This window comes from Acidisoma sp. C75 (assembly GCF_054665095.1).
Genome location: NZ_BAAFHD010000002.1, coordinates 265,160 through 276,531, shown reverse-complemented (window position 1 = coordinate 276,531; position 11,372 = coordinate 265,160). Strand labels below are relative to the sequence as shown.

The following is an 11,372-nucleotide window of genomic DNA, read 5'->3' as shown; positions in this document are numbered from 1 at the left end:
CCCGCCTATTGCGCGGACGTCTGGTAGGCCTTTTCCGGCACGCCATGGAGTGCGGCCTCAAAACCGACCTCCGGCGTTGCCGGATCATAGATGGTGGCGAACCAGCCAGCTGGCACGAGAGTCGGGTCGAAGGTATTGCAGCCAGCCTTCAGCTCCGCCCAGCTTCCCGATTTGCAGAGCTTGATATTGTCGTTGGTAACGGCGTTGAGCGGCATCATGGTAAGCTTCGGAACCTTTTGCCCGTGCAGCACATCAAGGGCGAGCTTGAGTGCGAGCGCACCGGATGCCTCGTGGCTCTCCATCGAAATGCCCGGCGCACCCATCGGCTTATAGTACCCACCCGCGCCCGGCACGGTGCCGAGGGGCAACATCATGACGCGCATGCCATTGGTGCCTTCCGTGCCGCAGGGGATGAGGTGTTTGAGGCCCGCCTGCGCTTCGAGCGTCCAGGACTGGATGCAGGCAGTCGCCCCCCACACGCCCTGGATGTCCTTCCAGCTTCGCGTCGCCATCACCTCGGTCAGCGCCTTGCGGGCGACCGCCTGGCTCCACATGCCGTTCGGCTCGGCGACGATCTTGATCTTCGGATATTTGGCGAAGACGGCGTGCGCCGCCTTGTTGCGGTCGGTATCGACAGACGTGCCGGGCACGCCGGTGACGAAGATGAGGTTGCCCTGGTAGTTCATGGCTTTGGCGACCCATTCGGCACTCTGCGTCGCGAGCTCCTTCTGGTCGGTCACCACGTTGTAGGCGCAAGGAGCCGTCACCCGCGAGTCATAGGCGAAGACGACGACGTGGTGGGAGCAGGCGTTCTCGATCACCGGGTTAAGCGCGGTCGGCGAGATCGGATAGACGATGATGGCATCGGCCCCCGCCTGCACCATGGCGTTGATCTGCTGGATCTGCCGCTGCACCACGGGGCCTGCCACCTGGATCTGTAGATCGACCTCATTGGCATGGGCCTTTGCCATGGCAACCACCATGTTGCGCGCTTCCGCCTGCCAATCATTGCCGACGTAGCTCATGCTCAGGAAGACCTTGTATTTATGGGCCGCCGTGGCCGAAGCCGGGGTCACGAGGCCTGCGCCGGCGCAGAGCCCGGCCAAGAGGGCAAGGCCTTTAAAGAAGCCGCGGACCGTCATCGTCTTTTCTCCTCCCAGCGCGGGCAGCCGATCTGCACAGCCCTGCCTCTGTTCTTTTTGTTGCAGCTGCTACCAATGCACCATCGGCAGGCCGGGGACGGGCGCCCGGAAATAGCCGATGCGCACGCCCTTCAGATTGCCGACATAGACGGTGCGCAGATCGGGGCCGCCGAAAGTGACGCTCGTGAGCCAAGGCCCGGTTTCGCCGCCGGTCGCGGTGATGAGGTCGGGCGTCACGGCATCATGCCGAAAGGCGTCCATCAGCGCCGCACCCGCCGCACTGCCATGATCATCGTCGAGGATGATGCGAAGTTCGCCCTCCGGCGTGATAGCGAACACCCGATCGGTGAAGATATGCGTGCCCCAGAGATTGCCGTAGGCATCGAAGGCGATGCCGTCGATCAGCGCGCCGTGATCGGCCGGGCCAAAGGTCTCGCGCGCGGTCGCCTCGGCGCGGTCATTGATGCGGAGCCGGGTGATGCAGGGCCCGCAGGTTTCGACCACATAGAGCCATTCCTCCGCGGCATCGAAGCGGATTTCGTTGGTGAAGCGGAAGCCGTCCGCGACGATGCGAAGCGCGCGCCCATCGTAAACCGCAACATAGCCATCAGCCACCTTGGGGCTGATCGCGCGCATCCAATCCTTGATGCGGGTCGAGATCGTCAGCCAGATACGATCCTTGCTGTCCCGCAGGACGAAGTTGACCTTCCCGATCGCGGCCCCCTCGATCCTGTCGATCAGCACGCGGGTTTCGCCGCCGCGCGTCATGACTTCCAGCCGGTCGGTGCCGAAATTCGCGATCAGGATATCGCCGTTGCGCGCGAAGGCGAGGCCGTTCGGCAGCGTGCCTGTGGTATAGCGCGTCGCTTCGTCTGCGGTATTTGCGAAACCGCTGGCCGCCTGCTGGGTGATGAGATGCTGCGTGCCATCGGGCCGGATATGCACCACGCCGCCGCGCGCATCGGCCGTCCACAGCGATCCGTCCCGCTCGGCGAGGATGCATTCCGGCCGCTGCAGACCCTCCCCGATATAGGAGAGATCGTGGGAGGAGACGGTAAAGCCGTCGAGCGGGTTTGCCCGGGAACGCAGCACCGATGACATGCCTGCCACCTCCCTGCAATGCCGCGGCTCACGGCCCCTGGTGGCCGCGCGCAGCTTGTTATTGGACGTTCGTCCAAGTTCTAGAAGCCTCATCCCCGCACGTCAAGCAGCCGCGCGCGCCGGTCCGCCGCTTGCGGCGCGCAGCCCCTGCCGCTGGACCCTGCGGCAGGCGGGGGCTAGAAGCGGAGGCGAAGGTCAGGGAATCGATGGCAGTCGCAAAGCTCGCATCTTCTTCCGCCACCGCGGCCGATCGTGGGGCCGCCCGGGCGCCGGCCCGCGGGCGCGATACCAAGGCGCTCATCCTCAATGCCGCCGAGGCGCTTTTCTCGGTGCACGGCTATGATGGCGTCTCGATGCGCGCGATCACCGATCGCGCCGGGGTCCGCCTCGCCTTGGTGACCTATCATTTCGATACCAAGGAATTGCTTTTCGAAGCGGTCATCGCGCGGCGCGCCGAAGTCCTCAACGAACGGCGGCTGGCCGCCCTCGGCCTCGTTCTCGCCCACGGCAAGCCGAGCTTGCGCGAGATCCTCGAAGCCTTCATGCGGCCCTATCTCGATCTCCGCGTTTCGCATGATGCCGGCTGGCGCAACTACAGCCTGCTCATCGCGCAGCTGGCGCAAACCAATCGCTGGCTGCCGCTCGTCGATCGCTATTTCAACCCGACCGCGCAGGTCTTTCTCGCCGCCTTCTGCAACGCTTTGCCCAAGGCGCCGCGCCCCCGCGTTTCGCGCTGCTTCGTCTTCGCAATCCAACTCATGGTGAGCGAGCTTGCCGGCAATGGCCGCGTCGATACGCTCTCCGACGGTGTGCTCGACAGCGACGACGTGAAGGCGGTCTACGAGGATATGATCCCCTTCCTGCTCGGCGGGTTCGAGCGCTTGCTGCAAAAGCCCCCGGCGGCGCCCCGCGCATGATGAGTGCGCCCGATGGGTTGGACGTTCGTCCAAGCAGCCCTGCATTCCCTCCAGCGATGAAAAGAGAGACCCTATGAGCATCAGCTTCGCGGGCAAGGTCGCGATCGTCACCGGCGCGGGCGGCGGGCTTGGGCGGAGCCATGCGCTCGGGCTTGCCGCGCGCGGTGCCCGCCTCGTCGTCAACGATCGCGGGGCCGATGGAGCGCCGCCGCCTGCCGCCCTCAAGGTCGTGGCCGAGATCGAGGCGGCGGGCGGCACGGCCATCGCCGACGGCGCCGATGTCACCAAGCCCGAGCAGGTGGCCGCGATGGTGGCGAGCGCCGAGCGGGCCTGGGGCCGCGTCGATGTCCTCGTCAACAACGCCGGCATCCTGGCTGACAAGAGCTTCGCCAAGATGGAGCTTGCGGCGTTCGAGCGCGTGCTCGCCGTGCATCTCGCAGGCGCCGTCCATTGCAGCAAGGCCGTCTGGGAGGGGATGCGCGCGCGGGGCTATGGGCGGATCGTCTTCACCACCTCGTCCTCTGGCCTTTACGGCAATTTCGGCCAGGCGAATTACGGCGCGGCGAAGGCGGCGCTCATCGGCCTGATGAATGTGCTGCATCTCGAAGGCGAGAAATACGATATCCGCGTCAATGCGCTGGCGCCCATGGCGCTGACACCGATGACCGAGGGGCTGTTCTCGTCCCGCGAAGCGGCGCTGCTCTCGCCCGAGGCGGTGACACCCGCGGTCCTCTTCCTGGCGAGCGACGGGGCACCTTCCCGCACCATTCTCGGCGCCGGCGCCGGGGTCTTCGCCGTGACGCACATTGCCGAGGCGCCGGGCCGCTATCTTCCGCCGGAAGACCGCACGCCGGAAGGGATTGCAGAACATTGGGCCGAGATCAGCCGGCTGGCAGGCGCCGCCCCCTTGCATGATGCCTTTTCGCAATCCCGCAAATACGTGGCCCTGGCGACGGCGAAGGCCGACGCGCCCGGCTGAGACGCCGCCCGCCCAAGGGGGATGCCAAATCCCGCGCCATGGCGTAAGGGGCGGGCATGAGTGGGTGGACATGAGCTGGTCAGGGCACAGGCGAGGCTATCACCACGGCAATCTGCGGGAAGCGCTGGTGGAAGCCGCGCTCGCGCTGATCGCCGAGGGCGGCCCGGCAGCCTTTACGGTGGCCGAAGCCGCGCGCCGCGCCGGCGTCAGCCCCGCCGCGCCCTATCGCCACTTCAAGGATGCCGAGGCGCTGCTCGCCGAGGTGGCACTCCGCGGGTTCGACAAGCTGGCCGCGCGGCTGGAAGAGGCCGCCGCCAACGCCGAACCCGGCCGCTGGCAGGGTTTCGAGGCGATGGGCCTCGCCTATCTCGATTTCGCCCGGCGGGAGCCCGCCTTCTATGCTGCGATGTTCGAGGCGCGGCTGGACGAGGCGGCGCATCCCGGCCTGCTGCTGGCGAGCGAGCGGGCTTTCGCCGTGCTGCGGAACGCGGCAGATCTCCTCGCCGCCTCCTTCCCCAAGGAGCGGCGGCCACCCGCGCTGATGATCGCCCTTCATGTCTGGGCGATGTGCCACGGCATCGCCTCCCTCTTCGGCCGGCAGGATGCCGGGCGGCGCCGCCTGCCCATGGCACCCGAGGAACTGCTCGAAGCCGGCCTTCTCGTCTATCTGCAAAGCCTCGGCCCGTCCGCCAGAGCGTGAGCGCCGCCGCAAGTCCGCTTGACGGAGGATCGCGGTGCCGTCTAATGTAAATGTGCTTTACATTCACATGGGAGCCTTCATCAATGTCGGGCGCCAATCAGGCTTATGGCGGCAGCACCTCTCCTCCCTGGTCGCAGGACGAGCGGCTCTGGGCCCTCTGGTCGATCTCGCGGCCGCTGCTCGGCGCCGCCGCCATCCTCGGCTTCATCCTGTGGTGGCCGATCGGCTTCGCGCTGCTCTTTCTCGCGATCTATAACCGCCGCCTCGGCCGCATCTTCTTCGGCGGGCCGCGGGGTGCGGGCGGCTTCTGCGGCGGCGGCGGCCGCTCCGCGCGCTGGGCGGCGGCGCGCTCCGCCTGGTGCGGGCCGGCCGGCCGCTCCAGCGGCAACCACGCCTTCGACGACTATCGTGCAGCCACACTGCGCCGGCTGGAAGAGGAGCAGGAGGAATTCGCCTCCTTCCTCGATCGTCTGCGCTTCGCCAAGGACAAGGCGGAGTTCGACCAGTTCATGGCCGAACGCCGCCAGCGCGGCAGCGGCGCCGCGCCTGAGGAGCCGCAAGCCTCGCCCGGCTGAAGCCCCAGCCCGGACCCCCGCGCACGCCCCCTGTCACTCCGGCAGGATGGCGACCGCGCGGGTCCACCCGGCGGAAGCCGCGCGGATCTTCACCGGAAAGCAGGAGACGAGGAAGCCCTTGGCCGGCAGGGCCTGCAGATTATGCAGCTTCTCGATCTGGCAATAGCCGATCTCCCGCCCGGCCTTGTGGCCTTCCCAGATCAGCCCGGCATCGCCGGTTTCGGCGAAGCGCCGGGCGGTATGGCTGAAGGGCGCATCCCAGCTCCAGCCATCGGTGCCGACGACGCGAACGCCTTGCGCTGCCAGATGCAGCGTCGCTGCCCGGCCGAAGCCGCAGCCGCTATGGATGTAATCCGCCTCCCCATAGCGGCTACCGGCGCGGGTATTGGCGAGCACGATGTCCAGCGGGCTGAGCTGATGCCCGATCCGCGCGAGTTCCGCATCGATATCCGCAGGCTGCACGACATAGCCATCCGGCAGGTCTCGGAAGTCGAGCTTCACGCCGGGCTGGTAGAACCATTCGAGCGGCAGTTCGTCGATCTTGGCGGCAGGCTGCCCGCGATCCATGGTCGGGTGATAATGCCATGGCGCATCGACATGCGTGCCGTTGTGGGTAGATAGCGTCACCGTCTCCACCGCCCAGCCCTGGCCGTCCGGCAAATCCTCGGGCTTCAGCCCTGGAAAATAGGCGGCGATGGCAGCCGCCGTCTCCCCATGCCCGTGATAGGTGATGGAGACTTTCTGCTGCGGCGGATCGGCCGGCACGTCATTTTCGAGCGGAATGGAAATGTCGATCAGCCGGCGGGGCATGGGGCGGTATCCTCGAACTGCGTGGCGACGGGTGACGGTGCCGCGCTCAACGCCGGGCGGCGATCTCCGCCGCCCCCGGCCCGGTCATCAGAACCTTGATGGAATCGAGCGAGTTGGCAAGGCGGATCGCCTCATCCCAGTCCGCGAAGCCATAGGCGTGCGTCACGATACCCTTGGAGGTGACGAGCCCACGCGCCAGCAGGTCGATCGCAATCGGATAGCAATAGGGACCGAGATGGGCGCCCCGCACGTCCAGCTCCTTGCGATCGCCGATGATCGACCAATCGACGGAGGTCTCCTTGCCGAAGACCGAGAACTCCACGAACCGGCCGAGCTTGCGGATGAGCGTGAGGCCCTGCGTCACCCCCGAGGGCGAGCCCGTCGCCTCGATATAGACATCGCAGCCATAGCCGCCGGTCGCGGCGCGGACGATCGCCTCCGCATCCTCCTCCGCCGGGTTGATCACGATATCTGCGCCGAAGCCCCGCGCGAGTTCCAGCCGCTCGGGCACCATGTCGATGACGATGAGCTTCTTCGGCGTCTTGAGCTTCGCCACTTGCACCATCATCAGCCCGATCGGCCCGGCGCCGGCGATGACCAGCACATCATCGAGCTGGACATCGCCGCGCTGCACCGTGTGGATCGCGCAAGCCAAGGGCTCGATGATCGCGGCATCCTCGAGCGACAGTTCCGGCGGGATGACATGCACGCGCGCCGTGCGCGGGATGAGCATATAGTCCGACATGCCGCCATCAGCGACATCGCGCTGGAAGCCGAAGATGTTGTGCACCTCGCACATCCAGTAGCTGCCGCTGCGGCAATAGCGGCAGCGGTCACAGGGCACGATCTGCTCGGCGATCACCCGATCGCCCTGCTTGACGCCGAAATGCGCGGCGGCCTCTGGCCCCAGTTCGTCCACCACGCCGAAGAATTCGTGGCCCGGCACCACGGGCGCCTTCACCCAGGGGTTCTTGCCCCAGAACATGGCAGCGCCCGACCAGCATTTGCAGTCGCTCGCGCAGATGCCGCAAGCGGCGATGCGGATGACCATTTCGCCTGGCCCCGCCACGGGGCGCGCCTTCTCCTCCACCCGATAATCCTCGGGCCCGTGGCAGACGATCGCGGTCATCCGGTTGTTCGGCAGGCTCATGGTCATACCCTCTCTGCAAGATTGCGGGTGGCGGCAGCCGGCATGCCCCCATGCAGGAGCGCCTCGCCGCTCGCCGCATCGAAGAGGTGCAGCGCCGCCGGATCGAAGCCGATCGGGATCAGCGTGCCGGCGCGCGCGGCCACGCGCTGATAGGAGACGGCGACGAGCAGCCGGCCAGCCATGTCGAGTGCGACATGCGCCTCGTCCCCCAGCCAGTGGTTGGAAATCACACTCGCCCGCCACGCCCCGTCTCCGAGCGTGATGGCATGCGGCCTGAGCCCGAGGGTAACGGCCGTGCCCGGCGGCGGCAGTGGCAAGCCAGGCAGGCCGATGCGCACCGCGCCCTCGCCTTCAAGCCGCAACCCGGCCCCTTCGACCACAGCCGCCAATGCGTTCATCGGCGGCTCGCCAAAAAAGGTGGCGACGAAGAGGTTGGCCGGCCGCTCACGCAGTTCGTCCGGCGTCCCGTATTGCTGCAACACACCGCCCTCCATCACGGCGATGCGGTCCGCCATCGCATTGGCCTCGGTCTGGTCATGGGTGACGAGCACGGAGGTGAGCCCGCGCGCCCGGGTAAGCGCTTTGACGCGGCCGCGCAGCACGGCGCGCAGCTGGGGTTCGAGCTGGCCCATCGGCTCATCCAGCAGGTGCAGCTCGGCATCGCGGGCAAGCGCGCGGGCGAGCGAGGCGCGCTGCTGCTGGCCGCCGGAAAGGCCCGCCGGCTTGCGCCCCAGGATAGGCTCGATCTCCAGCAGCTCGGCCAGTTCGCGCACCCTTTGGCGCGGATCGAGGCCGGCACGCGCGGTCAGGCCGAAGCCGATATTCTCCGCAACCGTCAATGGCGGGTAGAGGGCATAGCCCTCGAAGGCCATGGCGACGCGGCGCTGCGCCGGGGGCAGCCCGTCGATCCGCCGGCCGCCGAGCGCGATGCGCCCCTCCGTCACCGCCTCGAAGCCGGCGATCATGCGCAGCGTGCTCGTCTTGCCGCAGCCGGAGGAGCCGAGAAGGGCGATGAATTCGCCATCCGCGATCTGCAAGGACAAATCGCTCACGGCTCGCGCCGGGCCACGGCCATAGATTTTGGTGACGTGGGCGAGTTCAAGCATCAGGCGGCCTCCCGCGCCGGGCTGCCCGCATCCGGGGCCAGTAGCCCGCTCTCGGCATCGTAGAGCAGAGCGGTTTCAGGGTCCGGCCGAAACCAGACGGTGCTGCCGGTTGCAGGCGGCATGCCGATGAGGCTCGCGAGGATCTCCTCCCCCGCCGCGTTGCGCAGAAGCAGCACCACTTTGCCATGCAGCGGGGTCGTCGCGGCAACCGTGGCCGGCACCGCCCCTTCGGTCGGGGTTTCGAAGAGGGCGATGCTTTCCGGGCGAAGCCCCAGCAGCGCCGCACGGCCGGCGATGGCGGCCATCGGGCGCAGCCGCATCTCAAGCCCGAGCGCCGAAAGGCTGAGCGTTTCGCCAGAGGCTTGCGGCCGGCAGGGCAGAAGGTTGAGCGGCGGATCGCCGAACAGCCGGGCAGCGGCCAGGGTGGCGGGCGCCGCATAGACGCGCTCCGGCGTATCGACCTGCACGATCCGGCCTGCGATGAGCACGGCGATCCGATCGCCAAGGGCCATCGCCTCGCGGTAATCCTGCGTCACGTAGATGGCGGCGGCCTCCATGCGGCGCAGCAGGCGCGGCAGTTCCATGCGCATCTCGTAGCGGAGCTTGGCGTCCACATTGCGCAGCGGGTCGTCCATCAGCAAAACCTTGGGCGCGGCGACGAGCGCGCGGGCCAGCGCGGTGCGCTGCTTCTGGCCGTTGGAAAGGGCCCGCGGCTGTTGGCTCAGCACATGCTCGATCTTGAGCAGGCGGGCGATCTGGCCGACCTTCTCCGCCACCTCGGGCTCCGCCAGCCGGCGCGCGTGCAGCGGGCTCGCGATATTCTCCCGCGCCGACATATGAGGGTAGAGCGCGAAGTTCTGGAAGGCGACGCCGATGCCGCGCCCCTCCGGCCCGACTTGGGAGACATCGCGGCCGCCGATCACCACCCGCCCGCGCGCATTGGGGTCAAGCCCGGCGATCGCCCGCAGCAGCACCGTCTTGCCGGCGCCCGAAGGGCCGAACAGCACCAGGGTCTCACCGGGCGCGACCGCGAGATCGACGCCGTGGAGAACCTCGGTCTTGCCGAAGCCCGTGCGGATCCCCTCGATCCGCAGGCCCTCTATGGGCAGCATCGCGCTCATCCTTTCACCGCCCCGAGGCTGAGGCCTTCGACCAGCCAGCGTTGCGCATAGAGCGCGAGGGCGAGGGTCGGGAGGACGGACAGAACGATGGCGGCGGCGATGATGCCATACTGAATGCCGGACGCCGTGACGAAGGCCAAGGCGCCGACGGTCACCGGCTGCTTGTCGGCCGAGGCCAAGACCAGCGCGAAGACGAAATTGTTCCAGGCGAAGATGAAGGAGAGCAAGGCCGCCGCCGCGATGCCTGGGCCGGCGAGGGGAATGGCGATCCTGGTGAAGGCCCGCCACCAGGAATGACCATCGACCCGGTAGGCGTATTCGATATCGGGGCTCGCATCCTCGAAATAGCCGCGCACGATCCACAGGATGAGCGGCAGGCAGATGAGCTGATAGATCCAGACCAGGCCGAGATAGGTGTTGCTGAGGCCGACATCCTGAAAATAGAGGCTGAGTGGCAGCAGCACGAGCAACGGCGGGGCGAAGCGGAAGGAGAGCAGAGTGAAGGCGATATCCTCCCGCCCGCGAAAGCGAAAGCGCGCGAAGGCATAAGCCGCCGGCACCCCGAGCACGAGCGAAACCGCAACGGAGCAGACCGAGAGCAATACCGAATTCCAGAGATTGTGCAGGAAGGTGATGTTGATCACCCCGGTTGCCGTGATGAGCTTGCCGGAAAGCAGCGCCACGTAATTCTGCAGCGTCAGATGCGGCGTCAGCGTCGGCGGCACACGCAGGACCGTCTCATTCGTCTCGAAGGACATGAGCAGGATCCAGAAGATCGGGAACAGGAAAAAAATCACGACGACGGCGAGGGTAATGCCTCGCAGCACCCGCAACAACCTGTCACGCCAGGCCATGAGACCGCTCCCTCAGCTTCGTCCACTGCTTCACGAAGACCTGGCTCAGCACATAGGTGATCGCCCAGAGCACCATGAGGATGGCGGCCGATCGGCCGACATTGGTGTAGGAAAAGAATTCGAGATAGGCCCGCACCTGGAAGACGAGCAGGCTATTGCCGGGGCCGCCCTGCGTCATCGCATAGATGATGTCGAACTGCTGGATGCTGTCGAGCGTGCGGAACAGGACGGCGGTAAAGAGGAAAGGAGTGAGCATCGGCAACGTGATGCGCAGGAAAACGAAGCCGGCATTGACCCCGTCGAGCTTCGCCGCCTCGAAAGGCTGCTGCGGAAGCGAGCGCAGCCCCGCCAGCAGCAGGATCATCATGAAGGGCGTATAGACCCAGATATCGACGAGCACGACGGTGAACATCGCCGTGTGCGGGCTCGACGCCCATTTGAAATCGGTGACCCCGAGCAGCGAGATCAGCCAGCTCAGCACCCCGAAGCCGGGATTGGTCATCAACTTCCACATCAGCGCCGCAATCGCCGGCGCCGTCATCAGCGGCATGAGCAACGCGATCGAGATGATATTGTTGAGCCGCGTGCGCTCGCGCAGCAGAAGCGCGATGCCGAGGCCGAGCAGAAGCTCAAGCAAGACCGTTGAAACGGTGTAGATGAAGGAGACCTCGATGGTGTTCCAGAAGTCGGGATCGGTGAAAAGGCTGATGTAGTTGCCGAGCCCGATAAAGCCCCGCAGATAGGGCATCGAGAGGTTGTAGCGTTCCAGACTGTACCAGACAGCGGTGACGAAGGGGATGAGAATGCCGATGCAGACGAGCAGAGCCGGTAGGCTGAGCAGATAGGGCAGCGCACGCGGCAGCCACGGCCGGCGGGGCGCGAGAGGTGGTGCGAGGCTTGGTTCGCTCATACTCTTC

Annotated in this window: 12 protein-coding genes; 4 read left to right on the top strand and 8 right to left on the bottom strand. The window is 66.6% G+C overall.

Annotated elements, in window-relative coordinates; all coding sequences use genetic code 11:
• Positions 1-5: 5 nt before the first annotated feature.
• Both ACYQ7X_RS03580 and ACYQ7X_RS03575 read right to left on the bottom strand, forming a co-directional pair.
• Positions 6-1,142 (bottom strand): sugar ABC transporter substrate-binding protein, encoded by a 1,137-nt coding sequence (locus ACYQ7X_RS03580; protein WP_459695460.1) that lies wholly within the window; start codon positions 1,140-1,142, stop codon positions 6-8.
• Positions 1,143-1,211: 69 nt separating this feature from the next.
• Positions 1,212-2,243: an SMP-30/gluconolactonase/LRE family protein gene (locus tag ACYQ7X_RS03575; RefSeq protein ID WP_459695459.1), complete on the bottom strand. Its 1,032-nt coding sequence runs from the start codon at positions 2,241-2,243 to the stop codon at positions 1,212-1,214.
• Between the two features lie 206 nt (positions 2,244-2,449).
• Here ACYQ7X_RS03575 and ACYQ7X_RS03570 point away from each other — a divergent pair, with 206 nt between their 5' ends.
• The 4 genes from ACYQ7X_RS03570 to ACYQ7X_RS03555 all read left to right on the top strand — a co-directional run bounded on the left by ACYQ7X_RS03570 (position 2,450) and on the right by ACYQ7X_RS03555 (position 5,414).
• Positions 2,450-3,160, top strand: coding sequence for a TetR/AcrR family transcriptional regulator (locus tag ACYQ7X_RS03570; protein WP_459695458.1), 711 nt, complete (start codon positions 2,450-2,452; stop codon positions 3,158-3,160).
• Positions 3,161-3,233: 73 nt separating this feature from the next.
• Entirely contained in the window at positions 3,234-4,139 is a 906-nt protein-coding gene (locus tag ACYQ7X_RS03565) for an SDR family NAD(P)-dependent oxidoreductase (RefSeq protein ID WP_459695457.1), read from the top strand.
• A gap of 70 nt (positions 4,140-4,209) precedes the next feature.
• A complete protein-coding gene (locus ACYQ7X_RS03560; RefSeq protein ID WP_459695456.1) occupies positions 4,210-4,839 on the top strand; it encodes a TetR/AcrR family transcriptional regulator in 630 nt (209 codons plus the stop codon).
• Between the two features lie 83 nt (positions 4,840-4,922).
• On the top strand, positions 4,923-5,414 hold the full coding sequence (locus ACYQ7X_RS03555) for a DUF2852 domain-containing protein (RefSeq protein ID WP_459695455.1): 492 nt from the start codon (positions 4,923-4,925) through the stop codon (positions 5,412-5,414).
• Between the two features lie 33 nt (positions 5,415-5,447).
• On the opposite strand, the gene ACYQ7X_RS03550 is transcribed toward ACYQ7X_RS03555, so the two are convergent.
• Genes ACYQ7X_RS03550 through ACYQ7X_RS03525 form a run of 6 tightly spaced genes read right to left on the bottom strand, consistent with a single transcriptional unit; the run spans position 5,448 to position 11,365 of the window.
• Positions 5,448-6,224, bottom strand: a complete 777-nt coding sequence (locus ACYQ7X_RS03550) for a cyclase family protein (RefSeq protein ID WP_459695454.1) — start codon at positions 6,222-6,224, stop codon at positions 5,448-5,450.
• A 46-nt stretch (positions 6,225-6,270) separates the two neighbouring features.
• Positions 6,271-7,374 (bottom strand): alcohol dehydrogenase catalytic domain-containing protein, encoded by a 1,104-nt coding sequence (locus tag ACYQ7X_RS03545; RefSeq protein WP_459695453.1) that lies wholly within the window; start codon positions 7,372-7,374, stop codon positions 6,271-6,273.
• A 2-nt stretch (positions 7,375-7,376) separates the two neighbouring features.
• On the bottom strand, positions 7,377-8,480 hold the full coding sequence (locus ACYQ7X_RS03540) for an ABC transporter ATP-binding protein (protein WP_459695452.1): 1,104 nt from the start codon (positions 8,478-8,480) through the stop codon (positions 7,377-7,379).
• Complete coding sequence (locus tag ACYQ7X_RS03535) at positions 8,480-9,592, bottom strand: ABC transporter ATP-binding protein (protein ID WP_459695451.1); 1,113 nt, start codon at positions 9,590-9,592, stop codon at positions 8,480-8,482. The genes ACYQ7X_RS03540 and ACYQ7X_RS03535 overlap by 1 nt, the downstream gene beginning before the upstream one ends.
• 5 nt (positions 9,593-9,597) lie before the next feature.
• Entirely contained in the window at positions 9,598-10,455 is an 858-nt protein-coding gene (locus ACYQ7X_RS03530) for a carbohydrate ABC transporter permease (RefSeq protein WP_459695450.1), read from the bottom strand.
• Entirely contained in the window at positions 10,442-11,365 is a 924-nt protein-coding gene (locus tag ACYQ7X_RS03525) for a carbohydrate ABC transporter permease (RefSeq protein WP_459695449.1), read from the bottom strand. Before ACYQ7X_RS03525 ends, ACYQ7X_RS03530 begins: the two co-directional genes overlap by 14 nt.
• Between the last annotated feature and the right edge of the window lie 7 nt (positions 11,366-11,372).